Source organism: Pseudomonadales bacterium, assembly GCA_024234615.1.
Taxonomy (GTDB): Bacteria; Pseudomonadota; Gammaproteobacteria; order Pseudomonadales; family IMCC2047; genus JAJFKB01.
Genome location: JACKNY010000002.1, coordinates 216,285 through 242,338 on the forward strand (window position 1 = coordinate 216,285; position 26,054 = coordinate 242,338).

Annotated in this window: 27 protein-coding genes and 1 pseudogene; 15 read left to right on the forward strand and 13 right to left on the reverse strand. The window is 49.3% G+C overall.

Going from position 1 to position 26,054, the window contains the following annotated elements; all coding sequences use genetic code 11:
* Window positions 1-79: 79 nt before the first annotated feature.
* The 9 genes from fliJ to H6995_10230 all read right to left on the reverse strand — a co-directional run bounded on the left by fliJ (window position 80) and on the right by H6995_10230 (window position 10,312).
* Window positions 80-523 carry a flagellar export protein FliJ gene (gene fliJ, locus H6995_10190; GenBank protein ID MCP5215365.1) on the reverse strand — a complete coding sequence of 148 codons (444 nt, stop codon included), beginning with the start codon at window positions 521-523 and terminating at the stop codon, window positions 80-82.
* Complete coding sequence (fliI, locus tag H6995_10195; GenBank protein MCP5215366.1) at window positions 520-1,920, reverse strand: flagellar protein export ATPase FliI; 1,401 nt, start codon at window positions 1,918-1,920, stop codon at window positions 520-522. Before fliI ends, fliJ begins: the two co-directional genes overlap by 4 nt.
* Window positions 1,917-2,642 carry a flagellar assembly protein FliH gene (locus tag H6995_10200; GenBank protein ID MCP5215367.1) on the reverse strand — a complete coding sequence of 242 codons (726 nt, stop codon included), beginning with the start codon at window positions 2,640-2,642 and terminating at the stop codon, window positions 1,917-1,919. Before H6995_10200 ends, fliI begins: the two co-directional genes overlap by 4 nt.
* 33 nt (window positions 2,643-2,675) lie before the next feature.
* Entirely contained in the window at window positions 2,676-3,677 is a 1,002-nt protein-coding gene (gene fliG, locus H6995_10205; protein ID MCP5215368.1) for a flagellar motor switch protein FliG, read from the reverse strand.
* Window positions 3,670-5,361 carry a flagellar M-ring protein FliF gene (gene fliF / locus H6995_10210; GenBank protein MCP5215369.1) on the reverse strand — a complete coding sequence of 564 codons (1,692 nt, stop codon included), beginning with the start codon at window positions 5,359-5,361 and terminating at the stop codon, window positions 3,670-3,672. Before fliF ends, fliG begins: the two co-directional genes overlap by 8 nt.
* Before the next feature lie 93 nt (window positions 5,362-5,454).
* Complete coding sequence (gene fliE / locus H6995_10215) at window positions 5,455-5,799, reverse strand: flagellar hook-basal body complex protein FliE (protein MCP5215370.1); 345 nt, start codon at window positions 5,797-5,799, stop codon at window positions 5,455-5,457.
* Between the two features lie 64 nt (window positions 5,800-5,863).
* Window positions 5,864-7,249: a sigma-54-dependent Fis family transcriptional regulator gene (locus tag H6995_10220; GenBank protein ID MCP5215371.1), complete on the reverse strand. Its 1,386-nt coding sequence runs from the start codon at window positions 7,247-7,249 to the stop codon at window positions 5,864-5,866.
* Entirely contained in the window at window positions 7,242-8,492 is a 1,251-nt protein-coding gene (locus tag H6995_10225; GenBank protein ID MCP5215372.1) for a PAS domain-containing protein, read from the reverse strand. The genes H6995_10220 and H6995_10225 overlap by 8 nt, the downstream gene beginning before the upstream one ends.
* Before the next feature lie 365 nt (window positions 8,493-8,857).
* On the reverse strand, window positions 8,858-10,312 hold the full coding sequence (locus H6995_10230) for a sigma-54-dependent Fis family transcriptional regulator (GenBank protein ID MCP5215373.1): 1,455 nt from the start codon (window positions 10,310-10,312) through the stop codon (window positions 8,858-8,860).
* A 462-nt stretch (window positions 10,313-10,774) separates the two neighbouring features.
* Between H6995_10230 and H6995_10235 the strand changes: the two genes are divergently transcribed.
* From H6995_10235 to H6995_10245, 3 genes are all read left to right on the forward strand, one after another.
* Window positions 10,775-11,245 (forward strand): hypothetical protein, encoded by a 471-nt coding sequence (locus H6995_10235; protein MCP5215374.1) that lies wholly within the window; start codon window positions 10,775-10,777, stop codon window positions 11,243-11,245.
* A gap of 285 nt (window positions 11,246-11,530) precedes the next feature.
* Complete coding sequence (locus H6995_10240; GenBank protein MCP5215375.1) at window positions 11,531-12,199, forward strand: glycine zipper family protein; 669 nt, start codon at window positions 11,531-11,533, stop codon at window positions 12,197-12,199.
* A complete protein-coding gene (locus H6995_10245; GenBank protein ID MCP5215376.1) occupies window positions 12,186-12,764 on the forward strand; it encodes a glycine zipper 2TM domain-containing protein in 579 nt (192 codons plus the stop codon). The genes H6995_10240 and H6995_10245 overlap by 14 nt, the downstream gene beginning before the upstream one ends.
* 195 nt (window positions 12,765-12,959) lie before the next feature.
* Here H6995_10245 and H6995_10250 read toward each other — a convergent pair whose 3' ends face one another.
* On the reverse strand, window positions 12,960-13,166 hold the full coding sequence (locus H6995_10250) for a hypothetical protein (GenBank protein MCP5215377.1): 207 nt from the start codon (window positions 13,164-13,166) through the stop codon (window positions 12,960-12,962).
* Window positions 13,167-13,239: 73 nt separating this feature from the next.
* Window positions 13,240-14,139: a LysR family transcriptional regulator gene (locus H6995_10255; protein MCP5215378.1), complete on the reverse strand. Its 900-nt coding sequence runs from the start codon at window positions 14,137-14,139 to the stop codon at window positions 13,240-13,242.
* A 130-nt stretch (window positions 14,140-14,269) separates the two neighbouring features.
* Between H6995_10255 and H6995_10260 the strand changes: the two genes are divergently transcribed.
* From H6995_10260 to H6995_10310, 11 genes are all read left to right on the forward strand, one after another.
* Window positions 14,270-14,716 carry a DoxX family protein gene (locus H6995_10260; GenBank protein ID MCP5215379.1) on the forward strand — a complete coding sequence of 149 codons (447 nt, stop codon included), beginning with the start codon at window positions 14,270-14,272 and terminating at the stop codon, window positions 14,714-14,716.
* A 62-nt stretch (window positions 14,717-14,778) separates the two neighbouring features.
* A complete protein-coding gene (locus H6995_10265) occupies window positions 14,779-15,387 on the forward strand; it encodes an NAD(P)H-dependent oxidoreductase (protein ID MCP5215380.1) in 609 nt (202 codons plus the stop codon).
* Window positions 15,387-16,352 carry a glutathione S-transferase family protein gene (locus tag H6995_10270; protein ID MCP5215381.1) on the forward strand — a complete coding sequence of 322 codons (966 nt, stop codon included), beginning with the start codon at window positions 15,387-15,389 and terminating at the stop codon, window positions 16,350-16,352. The genes H6995_10265 and H6995_10270 overlap by 1 nt, the downstream gene beginning before the upstream one ends.
* Before the next feature lie 34 nt (window positions 16,353-16,386).
* Window positions 16,387-17,259 carry a pirin family protein gene (locus tag H6995_10275; GenBank protein ID MCP5215382.1) on the forward strand — a complete coding sequence of 291 codons (873 nt, stop codon included), beginning with the start codon at window positions 16,387-16,389 and terminating at the stop codon, window positions 17,257-17,259.
* A 473-nt stretch (window positions 17,260-17,732) separates the two neighbouring features.
* Window positions 17,733-18,083, forward strand: a complete 351-nt coding sequence (locus H6995_10280) for a metalloregulator ArsR/SmtB family transcription factor (protein MCP5215383.1) — start codon at window positions 17,733-17,735, stop codon at window positions 18,081-18,083.
* A gap of 48 nt (window positions 18,084-18,131) precedes the next feature.
* Entirely contained in the window at window positions 18,132-18,485 is a 354-nt protein-coding gene (locus H6995_10285; protein ID MCP5215384.1) for a hypothetical protein, read from the forward strand.
* Window positions 18,485-19,558: an ACR3 family arsenite efflux transporter gene (gene arsB / locus H6995_10290; GenBank protein ID MCP5215385.1), complete on the forward strand. Its 1,074-nt coding sequence runs from the start codon at window positions 18,485-18,487 to the stop codon at window positions 19,556-19,558. The genes H6995_10285 and arsB overlap by 1 nt, the downstream gene beginning before the upstream one ends.
* Window positions 19,536-20,552: an ArsJ-associated glyceraldehyde-3-phosphate dehydrogenase gene (locus H6995_10295; protein ID MCP5215386.1), complete on the forward strand. Its 1,017-nt coding sequence runs from the start codon at window positions 19,536-19,538 to the stop codon at window positions 20,550-20,552. The genes arsB and H6995_10295 overlap by 23 nt, the downstream gene beginning before the upstream one ends.
* 8 nt (window positions 20,553-20,560) lie before the next feature.
* Window positions 20,561-21,772 carry an organoarsenical effux MFS transporter ArsJ gene (gene arsJ, locus H6995_10300; protein ID MCP5215387.1) on the forward strand — a complete coding sequence of 404 codons (1,212 nt, stop codon included), beginning with the start codon at window positions 20,561-20,563 and terminating at the stop codon, window positions 21,770-21,772.
* 28 nt (window positions 21,773-21,800) lie between these two features.
* Window positions 21,801-23,120, forward strand: coding sequence for a permease (locus tag H6995_10305; GenBank protein ID MCP5215388.1), 1,320 nt, complete (start codon window positions 21,801-21,803; stop codon window positions 23,118-23,120).
* A gap of 21 nt (window positions 23,121-23,141) precedes the next feature.
* A complete protein-coding gene (locus H6995_10310) occupies window positions 23,142-23,372 on the forward strand; it encodes a TM0996/MTH895 family glutaredoxin-like protein (protein ID MCP5215389.1) in 231 nt (76 codons plus the stop codon).
* A 222-nt stretch (window positions 23,373-23,594) separates the two neighbouring features.
* Here H6995_10310 and H6995_10315 read toward each other — a convergent pair whose 3' ends face one another.
* On the reverse strand, window positions 23,595-24,992 hold the full coding sequence (locus tag H6995_10315; GenBank protein ID MCP5215390.1) for an aspartate aminotransferase family protein: 1,398 nt from the start codon (window positions 24,990-24,992) through the stop codon (window positions 23,595-23,597).
* A 197-nt stretch (window positions 24,993-25,189) separates the two neighbouring features.
* The gene (locus H6995_10320) at window positions 25,190-25,744 is read right to left on the reverse strand and encodes an antibiotic biosynthesis monooxygenase (GenBank protein MCP5215391.1); all 555 of its coding nucleotides are present in this window, start codon (window positions 25,742-25,744) and stop codon (window positions 25,190-25,192) included.
* A gap of 123 nt (window positions 25,745-25,867) precedes the next feature.
* Between H6995_10320 and H6995_10325 the strand changes: the two are divergent.
* A pseudogene (locus tag H6995_10325) lies at window positions 25,868-26,044 on the forward strand (YdhR family protein).
* Window positions 26,045-26,054: the final 10 nt, after the last annotated feature.

The following is a 26,054-nucleotide window of genomic DNA, read 5'->3' on the forward strand; positions in this document are numbered from 1 at the left end:
AAGTTGTCATCGATTGTCGCAGGGTCCTGAGTCGCCCTCGTAGGTATAACTGCAATTGCCAGGCCAAGTTAGGGTTATCTTAGAATAGTGACAAACCCGCCATTTGCTGTGCTTGTTCATCCATTTCTTTCTGCTCTTTTTTATCCGTGACTAAACGCTCATCCCTGGCATAACGCGACACTAAATTATCCATATTGATAGTGGCACCACGCTGACGCAGCCAATACTGCTCCTGCTGTTCAGCTTCCTGTTGTACTAGCAACAACTGCTGTTGCTGTTGCGTAATCGCCTGGTTGAGTTTATTGATAAAACGATGATAAGACTGCAGACGATCCGCCGCGATGCCAACACGTCCTTTCTCTTCAATCATCTCCTGGTACTCTTTGCTGTATTCAATGAGCTGTTGCAACTTTTGCTTTTCTTGCTCACATTGCACACGGGCATCAGCATAGCGTTTGACCGCTTGCTGTTCTTTCATTTCTTCCAGCTTCAATACGGGCGTTAAGCGTTCAGATTTTTTCATCGTCTAGCGACTCCTGTGGTTGCCGGTACGGGATGGTTTTGAGGAGACCCAGTTTGAGAGTTCGCCGAGGTCTCAATCACTGTCGCCAAATGTGCAAAACTGGCCGCTAAATTAACCGGCTGCTGCAGGCTTTGTTGCAAAAAGTTTTTCATAGCAGGCATTTGTTGAATGGCGTAATCTGTGTCGCGGTCACTACCGGCGCTGTACGCGCCAACGCTAATCAGGTCTCGATTTTCCTGATATTGAGCGTAGACCTGTTTGAAGCGCTGCGCTTGCTTGAGCTGTTTCTCACTCACTACCTGAGGCATCACCCGGCTGATCGAACCCTCAATATCAATGGCGGGGTAATGCCCTTGCTCGGCTAGCTTTCTGGATAACACAATATGCCCATCTAAAATCGCGCGCGCGGCATCGGCAATAGGGTCCTGCTGATCATCACCTTCTGTCAGTACCGTGTAAAACCCAGTGATGGAGCCCTTGCCCTTGGCGGCATTACCTGCCCGCTCTACCAGTTGCGGCAGCTTAGCAAAAACAGAGGGTGGATAACCCTTGGTTGCTGGTGGTTCTCCCACCGCCAGCGCTAACTCACGCTGCGCTTGGGCGTACCTTGTAAGCGAGTCCATCAGCAGCAATACATTCTTTCCCTGATCGCGAAAATACTCCGCCACCGCCGTCGTCAGCATCGCTGAGCGTAACCGCATCAGGGGCGAATCATCCGCCGGCGAAGCAACCACCACTGAGCGCGAAAGTCCCTCCACCCCCAGTATCTGCTCGATAAACTCTTTTACCTCTCGACCACGCTCACCCACCAGACCGACGACGGTAATATCGGCCTCAGTAAAGCGAGTCATCATCCCTAATAGCACGCTTTTACCCACGCCACTACCGGCAAACAAGCCCAGACGTTGACCTCTTCCTACTGTCAGTAAGGCATTAATCGCGCGCACACCCACATCCAGCGGCGTGGCAATGGGATGACGATCAAGGGGATTAATTGGCTTGCCGGTAAGACTCACCCGTGCATCGGTATGCAAAGGCCCTTTACCGTCAATCGGCTCGCCGATGCCATTTAACACACGCCCGAGCAAACCGAAGCCGACAGGTACCGTTTTACGCTTATTCAAAGCGCGAATGCGCGCACCAGGACGCAGCCCCTCAACACGGGTAATCGGCATCAAAAATATTCGATTATCCGCAAAACCGACTACCTCAGCTTCAATGCTACGATCCTGATCAACATCAATCAGGCAGTGTCCGCCCATCGCTACGTTGCAGCCAACTGCCTCAATGGTCATGCCAATAATACGCGTGAGGCGCCCCTCAACCTCTGGCTGAATCGAATTCGGCACATGATCAGCATAGGCCGCTATGTGTTCCGCTAAATTGCGCCGATTCATTCAACACCACCGGCTGTCAACCCATTCGGGTCGTCATCTGGCTGCGTCGCCAAGTGCTGTTTAACGATATCTTGCAGGGTTAACTGAAATTGTTTTTCCAAGGTGAAATCGACATAGCTGTAGTCGGTTTTCACAATACAACCACCGCTCACCAAACTCGCATCGGCAATAATTCGCCACTCATCAGACTCCGGCGACGCGGCTTTTTTAATCAGCTCCGCATCCTGAGGATGCACGGTCACGCGAATATTTTGACTGGCATCCGGCAGTTGCGCTAAGGCCTGCTTAATAATCTTTAATAACCTGTCGCCATCTAATTGAATACTGGTTTGCACCACCGCTTGAGCAATCACCCCGGTGAGCTTGACCAAAGCCTTTTCTAAATCAGCACCCTGCTCTGCCAAGGGATGCATCAACTGCCCCATAATTCGGTTAAGCTGCGCGATCTTTTCGTTAACCTCTGCTTGTGCTCGTTGTAACCCTTCCTGCTTACCCAAGGCCAGCCCTTCGGCATAAGCCTGTTTGCGAACGGCCTCTATTTTAGAGGCCGTCAGCGGCTCAGGACTGGCGCTGGCAGCATCGGTTCTACCCGCTCGACGAGAAGATTTACCGGAGGCGCTCACCACCCTGCCGGAAACCTCAAGCGTTGGCATTTGCCAGGATTCACAGTTTTGTAATTGCTCCGCTGGAATCAGGCTGGGTATTTCGTTTGACTCACTCATGCAATACCTAACGAAGAAAAGAAGAGCGTGTCATTACAGCATCTGATCGCCACCGCCACCTCCCAAATCAATTTCGCCTGACTCAGCCATGCGCCGGGCAATCATAAGTATCGCCTTTTGCGCCACTTCCACTTCGCTCAAACGCACTGGTCCCTTCGCTTCTAGGTCATCTTTCAGAAGTTCCGCCGCGCGTTTGGACATATTCGAGAATATCTTCTCCTGCACCTCTTCATCGGCACCCTTAAGAGCAATAATGAGTTCATCCGAGGACACTTCTCGTAACAGCGCCTGTATACTGCGATCATCTACATTTGCCAGGTTTTCAAATACAAACATGAGTTCTTGAATTTCGCTGCTGAGCGCCTCATCAACACCCGTTAGCTGCTCAAATATTACCGATTCGATTGAGCTATCAATGGCGTTGAGGATATTGGCAGCGGTTTTGGTGCCGCCTAAACTTGTGGTTTTGGTGGTTTTACCGGTGCTGACCTGATTCTCAATGATAAAGTTGAGTTCCTCCAGCGCTGAAGGTTGCACCGTCTTCAAATTAGAAATTCGTATAATAATTTCAAGACGCACTTTTTCCGACAACAGTGCTAATACGCCTGCGGCCTGATCAGAATCCAAATAAGAGAGAATAATGGCTTGCACCTGTGGATGTTCAAACCGAATAATATCCGCCACCGCCAGCGGCTCCATCCATTTCAAGGTATCCAGGCCGGTTGTGTCGCCACCCATTAAAATACGCTCGATCACGCTGTTGGCTTTTTCCGAACCGAGGGCTTGAGTCAGCATGCTGCGGATATATTTATCCGAATCGGTCGTTAACCCGGTCTCATCCTGCGCATCCTCAAGAAAACCTTCCAGTACTTTGGTTACCTGTTCCTTGTTGATATTTTCTAATTGCGTCATTGCCGCACCGATACGCTGAACTTCCTTGGGCTCCATTAGCCGTAAGATTTGGGCCGCATGCTGCTCTCCCAAACTCATCATGAGAATGGCGGCGCTCTCGATGGCATTAAATTCCTCATTCATTTTCAGTAACCCACTGCTTCACAACCTGGGCGGCACGCTGCGGGTTATCCGCAATCATGCTCTGCGCCGTTGCTAACTGCATATCATAACTTTGGCCTGGGCCGGGCAGTAGCGCCGCTGTGTTGCCACTCCCGTACTGCGGGGACAGATTCGTACCGCCGCCAGCCGCTCTGCCCTGCGCTGTAGCTGGGGCCGTCTGCGCATTAGCAACCGCCAATGCCAGTTCCTTTTGCTTAGCGCCATCGCTAGATAGCGACTTCATAATGGGCCTTATCACCATAAATATCAGCAATAGTACGAGAATCCCCGCCAGCGACTGTTTAACCAATTTGGGAAACCATGACTTTTCCCAAATCGCAACCTCTTCGATCACCGGCTCAAACTTTTCCACCGGTGCAAATGCCGCATTAATTACGGTTACGCGGTCACCACGCGCCTCATCATAACCCACCGCACCACGCACCAATTCAGTGAGCCGATCCAACTGATCCTGCGGCCAAGGGGTCGGGGTGTCACCTTCGCTGGGCAAATTGTCGACAACTACCGCCACCGATAGCCGTCGGATCTGCCCTTGCGGACGCTTGGTGTAACTGATGGTACGATCCAATTCATAGTTGCGGGTGGATTGGCGGCGTGAATTCTTTTGAGCATTTAAACCAGCCTGTCCTGTCGCTGCAGCCGGGTCTGTGGTGCCAGCACCAGGCGGTTGATTTGATAAAGCGCCGGGTACACCACTGGGTTCTGTTGCTGAGCCCGAACGCTGCTCATCCAAAGTTTGTTCACTTCTCACCACGGCTGTCTGTGGATTGTACGCCTCTTCAGCTTGCTCGATGGCGGTAAAATCAAGATCAGCAGAAACTTCAGCCTTAAACTTATTAAAGCCAACAACCGGTTCTAATATCTGCTCAATGCGTCGGCTTAATACCTGCTCCATTTTGCGGGTATAGTCAAACTGATGCGCGGCTAGCGCCGAAGACTCAGAACGACCTTGCTCGGATAACAGCCGCCCATTTTGATCTACAATAGTGACATCGGAAGAGCTTAGTTCCGGCACACTGGAGGCCACCAGGTTAACAATCGCCATGCTTTGCGCTTCTTCTAATTGGCGGCCAGCCGTCAACTCCACAAACACAGAGGCGCTGGGTTTGCGCTCATCGCGGACAAACACCGTCGCTTTTGGTAACGCCAGATGCACGCGCGCACTACGCACGCTCTTTAAGCTCGAGATGGTGCGTGCCAATTCACCCTCCAGACCACGGCGATAACTGATGTTCTCCATAAATTGGCTGGCACCCAGACCCTGCTCCTTATCAAGCAGCTCAAAGCCCACGCTGCGGTTATCCGCAATACCTACCGCCGCCAGTTGCATACGCGCCGAATGCAGATGCTCCGAGGGCACCAACAAACCACCGCTGCGCGTATCGATTTTGTAGGGAATATCATTGCCGCGTAATAGGTCAATTGCTTGAGTAGCGTCAACACCACTGACATCCGTCAACAGCGGACTGTAATCAGGCTCCTGCGACCAGAGTACGACGGCAAAGCCAATGGCGATACTCGCCGCGAGCCCAACCAATAGCCCAATTTGCCGGAACAAGCTAAGACCAGAAAATCCGGTTGCCAGGTTGTTATCGTTCTGCATTTTCTGGGCCTGTGCCTCAATATTTGCGGGTAAAGTAGCCATGATCTTAAGTCTAGGTTCAAATTATGAAGATTACTCTGAGTTGTTACGTCACTAACCTCTGTGTCGTCTCCGAAGATAGTGTTGCAGCGTAGCTTACACGGGCATATTCATAATATCTTCGTACGCCCTGACTAAACGGTTTCTAACCTGGTTCATTGCATCAAAAGATAAACTGGCCTTTTGAATGCTGATCATCACCTGCGTCAAGTCTACACTCGGATCACCTTTCTCATAAGCTGTCGCCAAAGCCTTCGCTTGCATTTGCTGATCATTGACGCCGTTAACAGCATTGGCCATCATTTCGCCAAAGTTGGGACTATCCGCTGTTTTGCCTGCCTCGATGGTATTGCTGGGCTTTTCGATTGGCCCTTGAATCTGCGCCTGCATTTGTCTCATTTGCAGTAGCACACTGTTAATATCCGCTCTTCCCGTTTCCACGCTGACACCCCCTCATCAAATTCTTAGTGTGAACTTCCAACATTACGCTATCACGCAATGTCTTTTAAAATCCCAGAGCGGCGTCCAGATCAAAGCCAGACTCACGCATCTTAGCTAATTTATATCGTAATGTTCGTGGACTAATGCCAAGTTTTTCAGCAGCCTGTTTTTTGCGGCCACGCTCTAAAGTTAAGGCTTCTACAATAAGCTGGTATTCATGACTCTTCATATCATCGCCCAAACCCGCCGCATTTTCCTCCGCACTCCCGTTCTGTTCAGACAGTGGCGATGATTGGTGTTCCAAACCCGCTAGCCTGGAGCCCGGCGTTAACATCAGATCTTCAGTTCGAATACTATCGCCCTGCTGCAAGATCAGTGCACGCTGGATCACATTGTCCAACTCACGAACATTTCCCGGCCAAGAATAAGCACAAAGTTTTGCCTTCGCCTCTGCAGCTAAACGCACCAATTTCTTATTCATTTTGCGACAATGCTGCTCAATCAAACGCTCAGCTAAAGGCACAATATCCAATTGTCGCTCACGCAAAGGCAACCACTGTAAAGGGAATACACTCAGGCGGTAATAAAGGTCTTCTCTAAACCGACCCGTTTCAACATGTGCCAGCAGATCACGGTTAGTGGTAGCGACAATTCTCACATCCAACGCAATAACTTTTTTACCGCCCACTCTTTCAACTTCTCTTTCTTGTAAAACACGCAGTAATTTCGCTTGTAAACCTAAATCCATTTCCGACACTTCATCAAGCAGAATAGTACCGCCATTAGCCTGTTCGAACTTACCCGGATTGCTCGTGTAGGCACCGGTAAAAGCGCCTTTCTCATGACCGAATAAGGTTGCTTCCAACATGTTTTCTGGAATTGCCGCACAGTTGATCGCCACAAACGGCCCATTCGCACGTGCAGAATGAGTATGAATAAAACGCGCTAGCACCTCTTTACCGGTGCCGCTTTCGCCTGAGATCAAGACCGTGGAATCGGTTGCCGCTACTCGTTGCGCCAGCTGAAGCAGTGCTTGGCTTGAAGGCTCATCAGCCACTGGCGATGATTGGTCGGCCTGATTGCATTTACCCACCGCATGGCGCGCCACCGCGTCTACCAATGCTTGGGGTTTAAAGGGTTTAACCAGATAATCCACTGCGCCATTGCGCATGGCGTTGACTGCATTGCTAACATCACCGTAGGCCGTCATCAATAACACCGGCAAGGACGGAGAGGTTTTTTGTAAGCGCACCAGCAGTTCATGGCCGCTAATGCCACCCATATTGACATCACTCACCACCATGTTGACGCTTTGCTTTTCCAACAGCGCCAAGGCTGCCTCTCCAGAGTCTGTTTGGAATACCTCAAAACCCGCTAATTCGAGGGTATCATAAAGCGCCTCGCGCAATTCAAGGTCATCCTCAACGACCAGAATTTTACTTCTATTCATCGGATACTCCTTCCTGCCTTTCTCCTGGGTTTGCTCCAAAAACCGGCAAACTCAGCAACATGCACGTTCCCTGCGCTGTGCTGGATTCCAACTTAAATTCACCCTGATGCGCACGCACTACAGCTTGCACCACCGCTAGGCCCAAGCCGGTACCATGGGACTTAGTTGTCACGAAAGGCTCCATCATTCGGCTCTTCACCGTCTCATTTATACCAGGACCTTGATCGACCACCCGAATTTCTAGCTGCGTATCACGTTGCATCAATTTAATGCAAATCACAGCGTCGCAACCAACCGCTTGGATTGAATTATTGATTAGGTTAAGAATCGCACCGATTAGTGCTTCCAGATTACATTGCAGCACAGCGTTAAGTGCTTGATTGTTAATACTCAATGATGAGCCGCTCGCCATTAGCGGAGACTCCGCAGCTACTTCGATGCCTGTGACGAGCTGCGTGGTGTCAATACGATCCGCCAAGGGCATATCACCTTTGGCAAAGATCAGCATATCGCGCACCTGTTGTTCAAGGTGATTGAGGCGCGAATTCAATTTATCCGCGAAACGTTTTTGCTGGGCCGGCTCCAAATCCGTATTGGCCAAGTGCTCACCGTAGAGCATCGCCGCCGTCAGCGGGGTACGAATTTGGTGCGCCAAAGACGCCACCATTTCGCCCAAGGACGACAGCCGCTGATGTCTGCTTAAACGCTCCTGTAAGGCGCGAGTTTCAGTCATATCTGTCAATACGATCAGCTGCCCCGGCTGTCCATCCAGAGAACGGGTCGCTAAGCTAACCCGACGACCATCCTTTAACGATACCTCATGGCCATCATCTAACCTTGGCGCAAAACTGCGCTGGATAATATCCAGCCAACTTTCACCCAATAATGGCTCACCGAGTAATTCCGTCGCCGCCAGATTGCACTGCTGTACACGTCCACGCACATCCAGTACCACCACGCCAACCGGTAAAATATTGAGCAGACCCTCCAAACGATTGGTCACTATTTCTTTTTTGGCAACTTCCTCTTCATGCCGCGCTTGCGCTCGCACTAATTCTGCCGTCAAATCCTTAACCTGTTGTTCCAAGCCTTGATAGGCGTCGGTAAGCTGTTGCGACATTAGGTTAAAAAACTCGAAGGCTGTTTCCAGCTTATGCTTGTCCGGCAAATCCAGATCAAGCGCCAAACTGCTGCCAGTCCTCTCTTTTAGGCTCGTGCCATTGTGCTGAGCCGAACCCAACATGGCAGGCACGGCATGCACTAAGCTCTGTGGTTTTTGTGTCGTTATTTTTGATTCGGTGTATGCAGTCATTGCTATCCCCTAAACCCGTCAACCTCTGGTAGCATCATCACGGAGTGACAAATTCATGACGGGTTTGTGCTAGTAATAGCTAAAACTGCAAGGAATGTGCCTAATCTTGACTTGGCGAGAACCGGATAAATTTATTATTATATTTCAGCCACTTAACCTACAATAATTCTTCACACATAACTCATTCGAGTTGTCGGAAAATTGACTGGAGCAATGAATTCGAAAGTGAAGAGCCTAGTGTCTCTCGACGTATTTTGAAGCCGACGTAGTGGGTTAAGTCCTATTGGCAACAACAATTAATCCCGTTGCAGACCATACTTGCGCATTTTTTCGACCAGGGTTGTACGCCGAATATTGAGCTTTTCAGCGGCGCGCGCGACCACCGAACTGGAATCGTTGAGGGCTTGCTCTATCAGGCTTCGCTCAAGATTGGTCAGATATTCCTTCAGGTCAATTCCTTCCTCTGGCAGCAAGGTAAGACTAGGCGGACTCAGTACCACATCATCCGTGGCAACCTGCTCTGCCAAAAAGAAGGTCTCATCTTCCTGCTCGGGGTCGCTTGCTTCCACATAACGCAGTTTCTCAGGTAAATCCTTTACGCCAATCACCGCATCAGGGTGCGTAATCGCCAACCTTTCAACCAAATTTGCCAGTTCACGCACATTCCCGGCCCAACTGTGGCGGCATAGCGACTGAATTGCCGTACTATTGAATTTTACCGAACCCCGCTTCTCCGCCTCAAGACGCACGATTAACTCATTGAGCAGTAAAGGAATATCATCTACCCGGTCGCGTAGGGCTGGCATTTCAATAGGAAATACGTTCAAGCGATAGTAGAGGTCTTCACGGAATGAACCGTCTTCGATCATTTTTTCCAAATCTTTATGAGTTGCCGCAATGATGCGAACATCCGTTTTCATCTCCTGATTGCCGCCAACTCGCTCGTAAACCCGCTCTTGCAATACCCGCAAAATCTTCACCTGCATCGTGAGCGGCATATCGCCGATTTCATCTAAAAATAAAGTACCGCCTTCAGCCATTTCAAAGCGGCCCGGCCGACTGCTGATCGCACCCGTAAATGCGCCCTTCTCATGCCCGAACAATTCACTTTCCAATAATTCAGCGGGAATCGCACCACAGTTAACCGGCACAAAAGGCTTCTGGCGTCTTTGTGAGTTATAGTGAAGATTACGCGCCACCACCTCCTTACCGGTACCGGATTCACCGGTAATAAGGACGCTCACATCCTTATCCGCCACCTGTGCCATCAACTTGCGTACGTTCTTAATACAATCACTATCGCCAACCAGACTACGAAACAGCTCCAATTCACGACCCTTGTTTTTGTCGCGCATATTTTCATACTGCTCACGGTACAACTGCGCACGATGTAGACACCCAAGCAATTGATTGTAACTGGGAGGTAGGCTGATATTACCAATCACCATGCGCCGCAAAGTAGCATCACTGCTTTCCTTTAACTCGCGCTCACCCAGCAGTAACACCGGCACTCCGGAGTCCCAGGCATTGAGGTCAGCAAGCACTGTTTCCAAAGCAAAATCGTTTTCGATTCCCCCAATCAACACCGCTATCACTTCATCACTGCCCTTAAAGCCCTCAGTGGCTCGCTGCTTCCAATTACGTGAATTAGCCGAGATAGAATACTCCCCAAGGAAGTCCATAATTACCTTTAGATCGTAGCAACGCTGGTTATCCTCTTCAATGATCAGGGTTTTTATCTCTCGGCGCATTCGAATTCTGTCTTGAGTGAGGTGATGGCTAGCACTAAGCAAAGCAATCCGGGTAAAAAGAAATATTGTTCAAAATTTTGACGCATTGTACCCGCGCCTTAATTAAATTTAAACCAACATTTAAAAATGTCAATTTAGTGACGCTTTGGTGTTTGTTTAATTTAACGTTTAACGTACCGTCAGATCATCGAGTGGGGGAAACTTAACCTGTCACTTCAAGTAATTCATCTCGCAATTGCCTGACCAAACGTCCCATGCGTGGTCTCGATGTCGAAACCTTGTTCTCGCTGTCAATTGGCATCGACCATTCAGCAGAGGCTATCTTTACAAACCTTTACACAGCGCTAACCCAACATTACATATCAGTGACCTAAAATAGCCAGGATTTGAACTGAAACTCAAACTTTGGATGTGGCGCGATGCCTACACCCCTTGAAATAAATCCTTATTAGAGAAGAGATCATGAAAAAAAATTTCACAGGCGTAAGATCAATCATTAGCAGTAAGTTTCTTGTTATCGCGATTCCCATAGCATTGACACTGGGGTGTGCACAGAATGCACACAAACATCCAGACAACCGTCCAAAGCCGAAAGAAACCTTCTCTACCGAGATCACGGCAAACGGTACCAAATTCTTCTCCTATAGCGTTGAAATGCCTGAGCGGCCGCGCATGAAGAGTGGCGAGCGGAAGCAACGCTCTGGTATGGAGAAAGGAGACCATCGTGCGGAATCGGACGCGGCTGGCAGGGGGCGATCAACAGAAAGACTCCATAAACAACTGGAAAAAAAGATTGCAGAAACAGGTTTCTGCAAGGAAGGCTACATTGTCCTCGATGAGGTCTCCGGCGATCGCTACGCTTCAATTCGTGGAGAATGCCGAGACGGTGCGGACGACCAGGAAAACAGTATTGTGTCGTGGCAAAATACTTGAGGGCACTTCGCAGGCACCATTGAATAAGGCTCTAGCCTGCAGTTTATTACTGACAGTCACATTGTAATGCGCTGTTTCATACACTTGTGGCAGTTTGATTTAAAATTTCGTTCCACACAGGGAGTGCGAGTGGTTGTAATGAACAAAAATAAATTACGGTGCTCTGTCAACCTGCGTTCAGGTCAAACGTTTTAAGGTTAATAGAACAATAAAGCCCATAACGTAATGGTTGATTTGCAACTATAAGGATGTGCAATAAACAAACTATTGTAAAGGAGTAAATGAATGAACAGGAAATTTCTTATCGCAGTTTTATCCGCCGGAGCCTTATCCATTGCGTCGGCTGCATATACTGCGCCAAATGACGACCGTGGCCCGGAAAAACCCAGGCATCAAGTTGTAAAAAAGAGCCATAAAACGGGCCCCAATGTTCGATTTTATAATCCAGGACATCGGGTTTCGCGGCTACCGCATGGGCATTACCGGATTAACGTGCGCAACCAAGACTATTACTATTTTGGCGGACAATATTATCGTCCGTTAAACAACGCTTATGTGATTGTAAGGGCACCGATAGGGGCTCGGGTACGGCATTTACCGGCAGGCTTTTTAACCTTCTATATCGGTTCCCACCTTTTTTATCACGTAAACGATACCTATTATCGGCGTGTAGATAGCGAATACGTAGTCGTGGAGGAACCTGAGAATATTGAGTCAGCCAGGATTGAAGAGGCGCAGCAATCAGAAGGTAAAGCTGTAGCGGAGTTAATCATTTACCCAAAAAAAGGGCAAGATGATGAACAGCTGGAACTGGATCGCTATCAATGCCATCGCTGGGCGAGTGAACAGACCAGTTTCGATCCAACTTTATCAAACCAGTTAGAGGGACATCGTTCAGATTACTATCGAGCGATGGGCGCCTGTTTGGAGGGCCGTGGTTATGTGGTCAAATAAGGGAGCAAGCGGCATACGCAAAACATTAATACTTGCCCTGGTGCTAGGAACTTCAGGCGCAAGCCAGAACGCACTAAGTGCTAAACAACTTTATATCTACCCTAACAAGGGACAGCCTGAAGAACAGCAAGCGAAGGATCGTTATGAATGCTATCAGTGGGCGGTTAAGAATACGGGCGTTGATCCTAATACATTAGAAGCGCCTAGAGGCTTGGCGCAAGTTAGAGTGGCGATACCTGAAAATCCCAAACAGGGTGCCAGTGCTAAGGGCACTATCATTGGCGGCGCTACCGGCGCAGTTATTGGTTCACTGGATGATGGTCATGGGCGAAGGCATCATAGCCATACCGCGGAGGGCTTTATTATTGGCGCCATTGTAGGAAGCATTATCGGCTCGAGTGTAGAGCGAAAAGGAGCAATTGACGCACGGGAAGCGGCTAGAGCAGAGGCCCGCGAGGAAGCACAAAAAAATGCAGAAGCACGAGCGCAGTACGAGAAAGCTATAGACAGTTATGGTCGGGCTTTTAGTGCCTGCATGGAGGCCCGAGAGTATACGGTTCGTTAGGCTGGAAATGCCGTTACATGTAGGTACGACAAAGTCGCTCGGTAATTAGATCGACACAATCCCTTGGTAATCACACTAATACACCTAATAGCGGATATTCTATTTATTCCACATACAATTGGCGCCAGATGATATCTCCCTTCCGGCGCCATTTTTATGTCTGAATCATATTTTGGAACGTTAGAAAAACACCTTTCAAAACCATAGATCGCTGAGTTGGCCGGACTCCAGCTCGTTAGCGTAACTTAGATAGTAGTTTCGGTTCGATGCATTGTACTCCCGCGCTGCGAGTCCACGTAATGCCTTGATTCTGGCTTTGCACACCAATCCTTTATCGGTGCCATCCAGCCACTTCAAATAATCGGCCAATTGTAATGCCCACTGATAATCTTCATGTTTCAATGCTTTCTGTTCGCGCTTAGATCTACGCTATGTTTAATGGCAGAAATTTAGCGGGTGGGGCTATAACGCTTTTTTAGCCAACCATATCAGCGAGTCGCTGAGTTAGCGCCTGCAGCCCTTTACCTTTATTACTGATTTTCCAGGCAATAAAATTCTCTTGCATAGCCTCCTCCCCCAAATCCAAAGGTATGAGTTCGCCACTATTGAGCTGTTTTTGAACACGCTGTCGTGGCAGGTGGCCTATGCCAATCCCTGCCAGTATCGCTTCGACTTTTTGATCGATATTTTGTACATAGAATACTTTTCCATCGCTGCTTAAGCCTTCACTGCGAGCCACATCGACCAAGGATGTATCGTGTGTGATAACACGTCGAAGTTTTGGAAAGACATTTTTGAAGGCCTCGCTATTGCCGGCTAAATCCGCCTGAGCATGGCGATAGGAAATCACCGGCACAAGTTCGATGTGAGCTACTGGTATGGCCCGATAGCCCTTTTGCAGCGGCACTGGGCCAGGCGAGCCTACAACCAGATCAACCTGTCCTTGTTCAAGAGCTTCCCATCCACCGTTGAGCACGCACTCACGGACATCCACTTCGATAGTGGGATGCTCTTTGAGGAAATCGTGCAGCACGCCAAAAAATACCGCATACGATTGGTGTGACTCAACTGCAATACTGATACGGGGCTCCCAGCCCGTAGCGATTTCTTTTGCCTTGTTAGCCAGCCGTGCCGTGGTTTGAAGAATTTCCCTACCCTCTGCTAGCAGTAATCGCCCTGCTGGCGTTAACACCGAGCGGCGTCCCTCGCGCCGAAACAGGGCAATGTCCAGTTGCTCCTCCAACTTTTGCACAGTGTAAGAAACGGCCGAGGTAGCTTTGTTCAGTTCTTCCGCAGCTTTTGAAAAACTTCCACGCCGTTCAATGGCGTCAAACGTTTCCAGCGCCTCTATAGTTATAGGATTTCTGGTAGCCATAGCAATATTCCAATAGTTCTAATATTTAGAACATTCTAAACAAAAAATAGGTCTTATTGCGAATATTACAATCATTACAATAGCCATATCATTTAAACCAACACACAAATACAGTTTTGGAGAGATAATTATGAAATCATTAATAAACAAAATAACCACCTCGACCACCGGCTTTGATGCCTTACCTCTGCGTGTGGGAGCAGGCACAATCTTCGCCGCTCATGGAGCACAAAAATTATTCGGGTGGTTTGGCGGGTATGGCCTGGAGGGTACTGCAGGCTGGATGACTTCCATTGGGCTTGAACCGGGCCTGCTGATGGCGGCAATGGCCGGTAGCGCAGAATTCTTTGGCGGTTTGCTTCTGATTATCGGTCTACTGGTTCGTCCTGCTGCTTTAACGTTAGCTATCACCATGCTCGTGGCGATCGTTACGGTCCACTTGCAAAACGGTCTATTCATGGCGAATAACGGCTACGAATTTGGCCTGGCTTTACTGGCGATTAGTGTTGCTCTTGTGTTCAGGGGCGCAGGTAGCCTGAGTGCCGATCACTTACTGCAAACCCAGCTAGCGAAGTAAAATCCCGCCACGCCAATCAACAGAACTGAAATAAACGTTGAAACAAGAGATGGAGCAAGAACATGACCGTACTACATATCAATAGCAGCGCACAGCTGAGCAATTCAAATACTCGAATCCTTGGACAGTATCTAGTTAACGCGCTGGGCGAGCGAGTGATTCACCGAGACCTGGCACAGCAACCCTTGCCACCTATCCGCGCAGAAGATCTGCTAGCTGTGCATGGATCATCCGACAGTCAGCGAGCCAGTTTGCAACCTCAGCTGACATTGTCAGAGCAGCTGATTACTGAACTAAAAAGTGCCGATACCCTGGCCATAGGAGCGCCAATGTACAACTTTGGGATTCCGGCCTCATTAAAGCAGTGGATCGATGCGATCTGTCGTGCAGGCGTTAGCTTTAAATATACCGAGCAGGGCCCCGTAGGTTTATTGGAAATAAAGCGGGCTTTCATCATTACCGCTTCGGGCGGCACACCTATCGGCAGTGAGATGGATTTTGCCAGCCGCTATCTGGAACACATTTGCCGGTTTATCGGCACTAGTGAAGTGTTTCATATCGATGCCAGTGGCTCAAAAGGCAGTCCAGAGCAAGTGATTGCTCAGGGTAAAGAACAGGTTGACGCCTTGATAGCGGGTGTTCATTACCGCGATATTTCAGGAGCAGCATAATGGGCTTATTACAGCAGGGTCAGTGGGTCGACGAATGGTACGACACCAAAAACAGCAGTGGTGAATTCCGTCGTCAGGATAGCCGTTTCAGAAACTGGCTAACCCCCAATGGCGAAACCGGACCCAATGGTGAGCCTGGCTTCAATGCGGAAAAAGGGCGCTACCACCTCTACGTGTCATTGGCTTGCCCGTGGGCACATCGCACGCTGATTTTTCGCCAGCTTAAACAGCTGCAAGACTATATCGATGTCACAGTGGTCGAGCCGACCATGCTGGAAAACGGCTGGGAGATGAGCGATCCACTGTACGGCCTGGATTTTATGTATCAGCTGTATTTAAAAGCTGACGCCAGCTATGAAGGCCGTGTCACGGTGCCGGTATTGTGGGACAAGCAAACACAAACCATTGTCAGTAACGAGTCCGCGGAGATTATTCGTATGCTCAATACAGCGTTTGATCATTTAACTGGCAATACCGAAGATTACTATCCCGAAGCGTTGCACGAGACGATCGATACCTTGAACGAGCGTATTTACGAAACTATCAACAATGGTGTTTACCGGGCCGGTTTTGCAACGACGCAGGCAGCCTATGAAGAGGCTTTTTATACCCTATTCGATTCACTGGACTGGCTAGAGGGGCTGCTAATGCAGCGGCGTTACCTGGCGGGTGATCAATTGACAGAAGCTGATTGGCGTTTGTTTACCACCCTGATCCGTTTTGATGCGGTGTACTTCGGACATTTTAAAACCAATCGTCAACTATTGGCCGATTACCCTGCGATCAGTGGTTATGTGCGCGAGTTATATCAAGTCCCCGGTGTGGCTGAAACCGTCAGTTTTGAACATATCAAAAAGCACTATTACACCAGCCACCCTACGATCAATCCCACTGGGATTATCCCAGTCGGGCCTGAGCAGGATTTTGCCTCGCCGCACGGCCGAGAGAAGGAAAAAACCAAATAGATATTTTCGCTATGGCAATTTTTGGAGAACCCCGATGAGAAAATTAACACAAGTCATTAATGCTCAGCCCACTCACGATGGTGACGGTGTAAAAATTAACCGGCTAGCGGGTCGTCGTTTACATCAGCTACTTAATCCATTTTTGATGATCGATGAAATCAACTCTGACGATGCCGCCGACTATATCGGCGGTTTTCCAGAGCATCCTCATCGCGGTTTTGAAACCATCACCTACATGAAAGCCGGCCGTATGCGCCACCGCGATCATATGGGCAACGAGGGTGTCATTGGTGCTGGCGATGTCCAGTGGCTGACAGCGGGTGCCGGTGTACTTCATTCGGAAATGCCCGAGCAGGAACAAGGCTTAATGCACGGCTTTCAACTATGGTTGAATTTACCTGCCAGCGAAAAAATGAAACCGGCGGCCTATCAAGATATCTCCAGTGCTGATATCGCTGAACAGCGGTTACCTAACGGCGGGTTGGTTCGCGCCATCTCAGGTAACGTGACAATAAATCATCAGGCGCTGCAAGGTCCGCTGCCAGAAATATCGACGCAGCCGGTATTGCTCGATGTGCAAATGACCGCCAACGAAACCGTTGAATTGTCTTTTCGGGCGGACAACCCCGCGCTGGTGTATGTCTATAACGGCACAACGGATTTGCTGACATCGAGCCAACTCGGTATCTACACCACCGGCAACGCTTTGCAGCTAAAAGCAGGAGCTTCAGGCGCCGAGTTATTGGTACTCAGCGGTCGGCCTATTACTGAGCCCATAACGCAATACGGCCCCTTTGTGATGAATACGCCTGAGGAAATTGAGCGTGCAATAAAGGATTTTCAGGACCCGCAGTTTCTCAACGGATTAAGGACAATAGAAAGTCAGGACGGTTCTGGGGGAGTTTAAGCACTGGATTAGATTCCTGTAAGTGAAAACAAAGTAACAGCTGAATACTACATTAATGATGGAGATCCTTTTAGCCGTCGAGGATTGAAAGCAGCCTTTTTCGTCTCTAAGTACCCCTAACCTTTACCGTTCGTAACTCCCTGATTCAAGCGGCTACTACCCCAGATAAAATAGAGCCCTCTTATTTTAGCCTCTTGAAATGGTTTTATATATATGAATTATCGTATATACTAAATTCCGCATATAAATTGTTTGGTGAGCGTATTGATCAAGGGAAGACGCGTCCTTTTTCTATGTACTGCAAATTTAGCGCGATCACAGATGACGGAAGCATTACTTAAACACCATGCCAGCGAGTATTTTGACGTACTCAGTGCGGGTACAGCCCCGAAAAAGTCGCTCTACGAGCGATTGAAGCACTGAACAATTTTGGCCTGAAACATATTGTGCACCAAGAACGAGAAGGTTTAGACATGAATCCTGTTCAATTTTACAAGTGTTTAGCGGATGAAACGCGGCTTCGATGTCTGATGCTGATTGAGCATGAAAATGAGCTATGTGTTTGTGAGCTAACCGAAGCGTTACAGGAGATTCAGCCTAAAATTTCTCGGCATTTAGCGCAGTTACGTCAGTGCCAATTACTCCTTGATCGCCGCCAAGGTCAATGGATTTTTTACCGTATCAACCCGTCAATACCGGACTGGGCCAAATCGGTTCTAACGCAGACAACCGAAGCAAATATGGTTTTCCTCAAAGAAAACATGAAGAATTTACGGCGCATGGGCGATAGGCCGGAACGAGCGCGTGCCTGCTGTGAAAAATAGTCTACATAGACGTTTTAATGTATATAAAATCTTTATTGGGTGAACCCCGTGAAACCACTACTCTTGTCTACCCACAATACCTATCGGAGCATTTTGGCAGAAGCAATTACCCGATATTTAACCAGTGACCAAATAAGCGCTGCCAGTGCTAGTATGGATTACCTTACTGATAGACTGAACAGTGAAAGTCGTCCCGCCTGGTTCGGCATAGCAGCTAAAAAACATTGGGAACTAACCGTCCCTTCTCAAGCGAAACCTAGTTCGGCCGAGCAAACGGCAGGGTTCAATAGCATTATCAGCACCCTGGTATCGCGCATCAACCAGCTGTCCACTCATCCCTTGGAATTACGGAATAAAGACGCACAGCCAAACTTAATGAACGACATTGGGGAGAACCGCTAATGGGCTTATTTGAACGCTACCTTTCGCTTTGGGTTGCACTCTGTATCACCGCCGGCGTTTTACTAGGAAATGTGTCACCCGGCGCTTTCGCCTTCATCGCAGGTCTTGAGATCGCTCACGTCAATCTGATCGTGGCCCTTTTCATTTGGATAATGATTTATCCAATGATGGTGCAGATAGATTTTTCATCGATTAAAGAAGTTGGCAAACGGCCCAAGGGGCTCGCGCTGACATTAGTCATCAACTGGTTGATCAAGCCATTCACGATGGCGGCGCTCGGCTGGTTCTTTTTCAAGGGAGTATTTGCCGACTGGGTTGATCCACAGTCCGCCAACGAATATATCGCCGGTATGATTCTACTTGGTGTCGCACCTTGTACGGCCATGGTGTTTGTCTGGAGTCAACTGACCAAAGGAGACCCAAACTACACGCTGGTACAAGTCTCAGTGAATGACCTCATCATGGTGGTAGCCTTTGCCCCCATCACCGCATTCTTATTGGGTGTCAGTAATATCCAAGTGCCTTGGGACACATTGTTGCTATCAGTCGTTCTGTATGTCGTCCTACCGTTAGTCGTGGGGGCTGTGACTCGGCATAAGCTTGAGGCCCAAGACGATGGGGAACAACTGTCGCAATTTGTGCGCCGACTCAAGCCCTGGTCAGTGATCGGCTTATTGGCCACGGTTGTGCTGCTATTTGGTTTTCAGGCGGAGACCATCATCAGTCAGCCACAAACCATCATCCTGATTGCCATTCCATTATTACTGCAAACCTTCGGCATTTTCGCCTTAGCCTACGGTGCCGCAAAGCTAATGAAATTACCTCACAACATCGCTGCGCCAGCCAGTTTAATCGGCACCTCTAATTTTTTTGAATTGGCTGTGGCGGTGGCCATTTCATTATTCGGTCTTCATTCTGGTGCCGCATTAGCCACAGTAGTGGGCGTGCTGGTTGAAGTTCCGGTGATGCTCTCCTTGGTCGCCATCGCCAACCGAACCCGCCATTGGTTTCATACGGATTTAGATAACACAAAACTCCTGGAGACGCAGGATGACTATCAAAGTAGGTATTAACGGTTTTGGCCGTATAGGACGTTTAATCTTGCGTGCAGCGTGGGATTGGGACGATATAGAATTCATTCATATCAATGATCCGTCTGGAGATGCCACGGTACTAGCCCATTTGGCCACCTTTGATTCTGTCCATGGCCGCTGGCAATATGAAGCGACAGCTGAGAATAATCAGATTAGGGTCGGAGAGCAATACATGACGACCAGTCGCCACACCACCATAGATGAAACCGATTGGTCGGCTTGTGATGTGGTGATTGAAGCCTCCGGCAAGATGAAAACTAAAGCCTTGCTGCAAGCCTATCTCAACCAAGGCGTGAAGCGTGTCGTTGTCACCGCACCAGTTAAAGAGGAAGGTGTATTAAATGTGGTCATGGGCGTTAATGACCAGCTCTATGATCGTGAATTACACCGCATTGTGACAGCTTCATCGTGCACCACCAATTGTCTTGCCCCAGTGGTCAAAGTAATCCACGAAAAGTTGGGTATCAGGCACGGATCAATAACCACCATTCATGACATTACCAACACCCAAACCATTCTAGATGCACCCCATAAGGATCTACGCCGCGCGCGTGCCTGTGGGATGAGCTTAATCCCCACAACCACCGGTTCAGCAACGGCAATTACTCATATATTTCCAGAACTTAGGGGCAAATTGAATGGACATGCGGTTCGAATTCCTTTGGCTAACGCTTCACTCACTGATTGCGTGTTTGAGGTCGAACGGGAAACCACGCCAGCCGAGGTGAACGCCCTGTTAAAAGCCGCCGCCGACAATGAACTCCAGGGCATTCTCGGCTATGAGGAACGCCCATTGGTATCGATTGATTATAAAACCGACCCTCGCTCCAGCATCATTGATGCTCTCTCGACGATGGTAATCAATGGCACACAGGTGAAACTATATGCCTGGTATGACAACGAATGGGGCTACGCTAACCGAACCGCCGAGTTAATGCGTATGGTTAGCCTGATGGATCAGGAAAAGAGATAAATTTCACCATGAGTACGCTAGCTGGACTCTCTACAGAAGTGAGGCAATACCTGATTGTTACCGGTAATTACTGGGCTTTCACACTCACGGATGGCGCGTTACGGATGCTTGTCGTACTTCATTTTCACGGGTTGGGCTACAGCCCTTTAGAAGTTGCCATGCTGTTTCTTTTCTATGAAATATTTGGCGTAGTCACCAATCTACTTGGCGGTTGGCTGGGAGCACGGGTCGGTTTGAACACCACGATGAATGTGGGTCTTGTGTTGCAAGTGCTAGCATTGTCTATGCTGCTGGTACCCGATAGCACACTTAGCGTTATTTGGGTCATGTCCGCACAAGCACTATCTGGAATAGCGAAGGACTTGAATAAAATGAGCGCCAAAAGCGCTATCAAAGTTCTGGTACCCGCTGATGCAGAGGGAACACTCTACAAGTGGGTAGCAATACTGACAGGCTCCAAGAACGCGCTTAAAGGTGTGGGAGTTTTCCTCGGTGGAGTATTGCTCACCACATGGGGTTTCAGGGCAGCGATTGAAATAATGGCCTCAACCTTGGCTATTGTCTGGCTATTCAGCATCTTTAATTTGAAAAGAGATCTGGGCAAAGCCTCAATTAAACCCAAGTTCAGCCATTTGTTTTCCAAAAGCCGGGCCGTCAATTGCCTATCCGCTGCGCGGTTATTTCTGTTTTCGGCCCGCGATGTCTGGTTTGTGGTAGCCCTACCAGTTTACCTCTCTTCGACTATGAACTGGAGTCACTGGGCAGTGGGCGCATTTTTGGCCAGTTGGGTCATAGGCTACGGGATTGTGCAGTCAGTGGCTCCCCGATTTACAGGTGGTCGAGGTGGTGGCGTACCCGATGGAAGCACAGCGTACAAATGGGCTGCCGCGCTGTCGCTGGCCCCCGCATTGATAGCCATTACCATGGCAATGGGTGTTGCGGTACAGTTCAGCCTGCTGCTGGGTTTGCTGATTTTCGGCGTATTGTTTGCTGTCAACTCGGCTTTACACAGTTACCTCATTGTCAGCTACGCTCAGGCTGATGGTGTATCGCTGGATGTCGGCTTTTACTACATGGCAAACGCGCTGGGTCGGTTATTGGGAACAGTATTATCAGGTTGGGTCTATCAGACCTGGGGGTTAGAGTACTGCTTATGGATTTCCAGCGTGCTGGTTGCTACTTCGGCAGCTATCGCAATTTTGCTGCCAAGGCAATCATGACCATCGGATCAAATCAAGAGGAACGAAAATGTACAAAAATCTGGTAAACCTGTGGAAAGAGAACTCTGCGCAGGGGCGACTAATTGCCCTGATGGTCGCTGTATTCCTGGTTATCTATTTCCTGCCGGCGGGTAATGCGCGCTTTGATAATGCCGTGCTTGAAGCCTTTCGCCTGACCCACTGGTATGCACAAGAGCACGTCATTCTCTGCCTGCTCCCGGCATTTATCATCGCCGGCGCCATGGCTGTTTATATCAGCCAGGGATCGGTGTTAAGGCACCTAGGACCACAGGCTTCGAAGCCAGTAGCCCTGAGCGTGGCCTCAGTATCAGGCACATTACTCGCCGTCTGTTCTTGCACTGTTCTACCCCTGTTTGGTGGCATCTACAAGCGTGGTGCAGGCTTGGGCGCAGCGATTGCATTCCTTTATTCCGGCCCAGCCATTAACATCATGGCTATTGTCGTAACAGGCAAGGTGCTGGGAGCAGAACTGGGTATCGCCAGAGGCGTTGGCGCTATTGTTTTTGCGGTGGTCATCGGCGCTATAATGCATCTGATCTATCGCAAGGAAGAAATGGCCAGAGCGGATGCCTCAGCACGAGGTTTCGCTGCTGAAGAGGCAGAAAAGCCATTTGGCACTGTCGTTACCTTCTTTAGCCTGATGATTGGCATTTTGGTATTCGCCAACTGGGCAGCTGCCGACAGCCAATTCTGGATGCAGGTGTATGAATGGAAGTGGCAGATAACCTCGGTGCTGGCGGTGCTCCTTGGTATCTTGCTAATCTATCAGTGGCAATGGTCGACCATCCATTTGTTGGTGCTGGGAGGTTTGGTGTTGGGCAGTGCCCTGCTGGCACCCAACACACCCGAACTGCCTTTCGCCATCGGCGCCCTGGGCATTCTATTCCTGGCAGCATCCAATGAGCGGGAGCAAGAATGGGCCGCACAGACCTGGGATTTCACTAAACAGATCATGCCATTGCTGCTGGGTGGCGTCTTTATAGCGGGCCTACTGCTGGGACGCCCTGGTTACGAAGGGTTAATGCCCTCTGAATGGGTCAGCGCAGCGGTTGGCGACAATTCATTATTGTCCACCGTGATTGCGTCAGTACTGGGCGCATTTATGTACTTCTCCACACTGACTGAAGTCCCCATAGTGGAGGGGTTACTGGGGTCGGGAATGGGTAAGGGGCCGGCACTGGCATTGTTGTTGGCTGGCCCAGCATTATCATTACCCAATATGCTCGTTATAAGGACGATTCTTGGGAATCAGAAGACTATTGTCTACTGCTTTCTCGTCATAGTGATGGCAACGATCACAGGTTATCTCTATGGCAATCTTTGGTAAAAAACTGAAAGGAAAAACACTATGAAATTTCAAATTTACGGTAGTGGTTGTAGTAAGTGTAAAGCCTTGACAGACAATGCGAAAGCTGCCGCTCAAGCGTTGGGTATCAGTTACGATATCGAAAAAATAACCGATATGAATGATATCATTGACGCGGGAGTGATGCGTACCCCAGCGCTGGCGATCGACGGCGAAGTTGTCGTCGAGGGAAAGATTTCCAGTGTAGATGAAATCCAGAAGTTACTCGCATAATTCAGGTCCATTAGTGACTAACCAATGACATATCATCATGGTGGCGCGAAGTCAGGCAAAGTATTTCGTAGGCGATAATACTCAGCTTGCTTTTTGTTTTTGTTCTGGTTGTGTTCTTTGATGGCCTGAGCGCAGCTTGACTCGCCCCCATAGCGGATACGAGCCACAACTTAAGTGATGTGGCAAGCCTCGTATAGTATGGGCCAAAATGGCTATTGTATCTTACTGAGCCAGCTCTGTGATGACATCATAAGCCATCATTACGTCGTCACCAGTGCAATCAAACTGACCGACCTGAAAACGAATCACAAACTTACTCTGATGACGAGTTTGAGTCAGATAAATCCGCCCGTCATCATTAATCCGTTGCAACAGGTCAGCTGTTTTTTCATCAGGATTTGCACCTTGTGGCGTGTACTGAAAGGTAAACAGCGAAAACCGGCAATGGGTTATGATGGTAAAATCCGGGTGTTCGGCCAGCTTTGCCTCTAACTGTTGCGCCCATTTGATATGGTTGCGGATCCGTTCCCGCAGTCCTTCCAACCCGTAGGCACGGATCAAGAACCAGATTTTTAGGGCGCGGAAACGGCGACCCAATGGTACAGTCCATTCATTGAAGTTTACAATTTCAGTTTGGCCTTGCGTTTCCAAATAACTTGGTCGCATCCCCAAAGTCTGAATCTGATCCACCGGGTTAGCAAGAAACTGAACCGAGCAATCGAATTGGGCCCCCATCCATTTGTGTGGATTGAAAACGATGCTGTCACACTGTTCCACCCCTTGCCAAATCGAGCGCAATTCAGGGCAGATCATCGCTGAGCCAGCCCAAGCAGCATCGAGGTGGACATAAAGACCTTCCTTGCGGGCTATTTCAATTAATGGTGGTAGATAGTCGCAAGCCCCGATCGATGTTCCACCAGTGCAGACCACCAGTCCCGCCGGTGTCAATCCTGCCGCACGGTCAGCTGTGATTGCGTTCTGCAACGCGGCTGGGCTCATGGAAAAATTATCATCAGTTTCAATCTTGATCAGATTGTCCAGACCAATACCTGAGACCTGGCAGGCTTTGTCCACCGAGGAGTGGACCTGAGCAGAAGTATAAATACGCAGATGCTTGGCCCCACTTAGCCCAGCCGTATTTCCTGTAAATTCTAGCGCCTTTTCGCGCATGGTTAAAACTGCAGACAGCGTGGCTGATGAGGCGCTATCTTGTATAACCCCCTGCATTCCCTCAGGCAGGCCAAGGGCCTGACGCAGCCATTGGATCATGACCATTTCAATTTCAGTCGCTGCCGGCGAGGTTTGCCAGAGCATACACTGAGCGGCAACGGCATTTGCCAGTTGCTCGGCTATCATCGAAACGGGTGCCGCATTGGCTGGGAAATATGCGAAAAACCGGGGGTGCTGCCAATGGGTCAGACCATTGGGCACAATGCGTTCAAAATCAGCAAAAATGGTTTCCATGTTGACCGGCTGTTCCGGTGGAGAACCGGGCATCTGGGCAGAGATTTCACCTGGCGCTGTCTTAGCGCGAACGGGCTGGTCTGCAATAGTGCTGAAATAGGAAGTGATCCACTTAGTGGCGCGATCGGTCCACTTTGCGTAATCGGCATATTTCATCTCAATTCTCCTGAAAGTTAACAAAGGCGGGCCCGGTAAAAACCCCTCCGCTGCAATTAGAGCAAGAACACCAGCCAGTTGCGGTTCCACAATTTCGACGCCAAATCCAGCGACGTTATGCTAAATAACCCGACCGAAGGCAAGACTGAGTTCCAGTCGTGCAAAGCTCCGTTATAGATTGTGGATAACCGACGTATTTAGTACAACCAGTGGCGCAATAGGCGAGTAACCGGCGGCATGACCACATAAGTCAGCATTAACACCTGGGAAAGTGCCAATATCAAGACTCTCGGTATCAGTGACATTTGACCTAACCAATCGCCAAACAGTATGTTAACCAGGAGCACCAGGATAAAGACTACCACTGATAACACCAGAGCCATCTTGTGCCGACTGGGCGCCACATTTTGCGGAACCTCGGGCAGCGAAAACCAAAATTCGATACCGGACGCTTTTTTTACCCGGGTCTCACCTTCCGTCAGTTCGCCCAACTCAAGCAAAAGCATTGCTCGGGTTTCGGACGACTCCCAATCACGCTGGTGAGCATAGGAATCAAAGCGTACAATGAGCACATAATCACCGCCTGTTTGCGCGGAGGGGCGCAGTACATCGACTCCCATGTGCCCTGGAAACTGCTTCGCTGCGCTAATAGTGCGGCGCAACCAAGCTTCATATGCTTCCTCTTTCCCCTTGAGAATGCGGCGTGCGATACTGACCGTAACCGGCCCGTTTTCTGCATTGCTGTCTGGCATAGATAATTTGACCGTTGAGTAGATGACACTACCATTATACAAACACCGGATTCACCTCAAATCAATACCTATTCACCGAATTCCGATGAGTAAGCGCATCATGCCCCACATTGGGCAAAGGCTCTCAACGAGCCAACTCTATCCACCCCAGAAGAACCAGGGCTCGCTGGGAAGATATGTGCTGGAAATGATGGCAAACACGAAGTTGGCGGAGTTTACTTCTTTTCGGATAGAAAGTCCTCCCAGGGTGGCGTCGTTTATTCTCGCAATTATTCTGATCCAACATCAAGTTGTCGTTAATTTGTCCGCC

Coding starts and splice junctions, on each gene's coding strand:
- fliJ (MCP5215365.1), bottom strand. CDS start 523: ATGAAAAAATCTGAACGCTTAACGCCCGTATTGAAGCTGGAAGAAATG.
- fliI (MCP5215366.1), bottom strand. CDS start 1,920: ATGAATCGGCGCAATTTAGCGGAACACATAGCGGCCTATGCTGATCAT.
- H6995_10200 (MCP5215367.1), bottom strand. CDS start 2,642: ATGAGTGAGTCAAACGAAATACCCAGCCTGATTCCAGCGGAGCAATTA.
- fliG (MCP5215368.1), bottom strand. CDS start 3,677: ATGAATGAGGAATTTAATGCCATCGAGAGCGCCGCCATTCTCATGATG.
- fliF (MCP5215369.1), bottom strand. CDS start 5,361: ATGGCTACTTTACCCGCAAATATTGAGGCACAGGCCCAGAAAATGCAG.
- H6995_10220 (MCP5215371.1), bottom strand. CDS start 7,249: ATGAATAGAAGTAAAATTCTGGTCGTTGAGGATGACCTTGAATTGCGC.
- H6995_10225 (MCP5215372.1), bottom strand. CDS start 8,492: ATGTTGGGTTCGGCTCAGCACAATGGCACGAGCCTAAAAGAGAGGACT.
- H6995_10230 (MCP5215373.1), bottom strand. CDS start 10,312: ATGCGCCGAGAGATAAAAACCCTGATCATTGAAGAGGATAACCAGCGT.
- H6995_10235 (MCP5215374.1), top strand. CDS start 10,775: ATGAAAAAAAATTTCACAGGCGTAAGATCAATCATTAGCAGTAAGTTT.
- H6995_10240 (MCP5215375.1), top strand. CDS start 11,531: ATGAACAGGAAATTTCTTATCGCAGTTTTATCCGCCGGAGCCTTATCC.
- H6995_10245 (MCP5215376.1), top strand. CDS start 12,186: ATGTGGTCAAATAAGGGAGCAAGCGGCATACGCAAAACATTAATACTT.
- H6995_10255 (MCP5215378.1), bottom strand. CDS start 14,139: ATGGCTACCAGAAATCCTATAACTATAGAGGCGCTGGAAACGTTTGAC.
- H6995_10260 (MCP5215379.1), top strand. CDS start 14,270: ATGAAATCATTAATAAACAAAATAACCACCTCGACCACCGGCTTTGAT.
- H6995_10265 (MCP5215380.1), top strand. CDS start 14,779: ATGACCGTACTACATATCAATAGCAGCGCACAGCTGAGCAATTCAAAT.
- H6995_10270 (MCP5215381.1), top strand. CDS start 15,387: ATGGGCTTATTACAGCAGGGTCAGTGGGTCGACGAATGGTACGACACC.
- H6995_10275 (MCP5215382.1), top strand. CDS start 16,387: ATGAGAAAATTAACACAAGTCATTAATGCTCAGCCCACTCACGATGGT.
- H6995_10280 (MCP5215383.1), top strand. CDS start 17,733: ATGAATCCTGTTCAATTTTACAAGTGTTTAGCGGATGAAACGCGGCTT.
- arsB (MCP5215385.1), top strand. CDS start 18,485: ATGGGCTTATTTGAACGCTACCTTTCGCTTTGGGTTGCACTCTGTATC.
- H6995_10295 (MCP5215386.1), top strand. CDS start 19,536: ATGACTATCAAAGTAGGTATTAACGGTTTTGGCCGTATAGGACGTTTA.
- arsJ (MCP5215387.1), top strand. CDS start 20,561: ATGAGTACGCTAGCTGGACTCTCTACAGAAGTGAGGCAATACCTGATT.
- H6995_10305 (MCP5215388.1), top strand. CDS start 21,801: ATGTACAAAAATCTGGTAAACCTGTGGAAAGAGAACTCTGCGCAGGGG.
- H6995_10310 (MCP5215389.1), top strand. CDS start 23,142: ATGAAATTTCAAATTTACGGTAGTGGTTGTAGTAAGTGTAAAGCCTTG.
- H6995_10315 (MCP5215390.1), bottom strand. CDS start 24,992: ATGAAATATGCCGATTACGCAAAGTGGACCGATCGCGCCACTAAGTGG.
- H6995_10320 (MCP5215391.1), bottom strand. CDS start 25,744: ATGCCAGACAGCAATGCAGAAAACGGGCCGGTTACGGTCAGTATCGCA.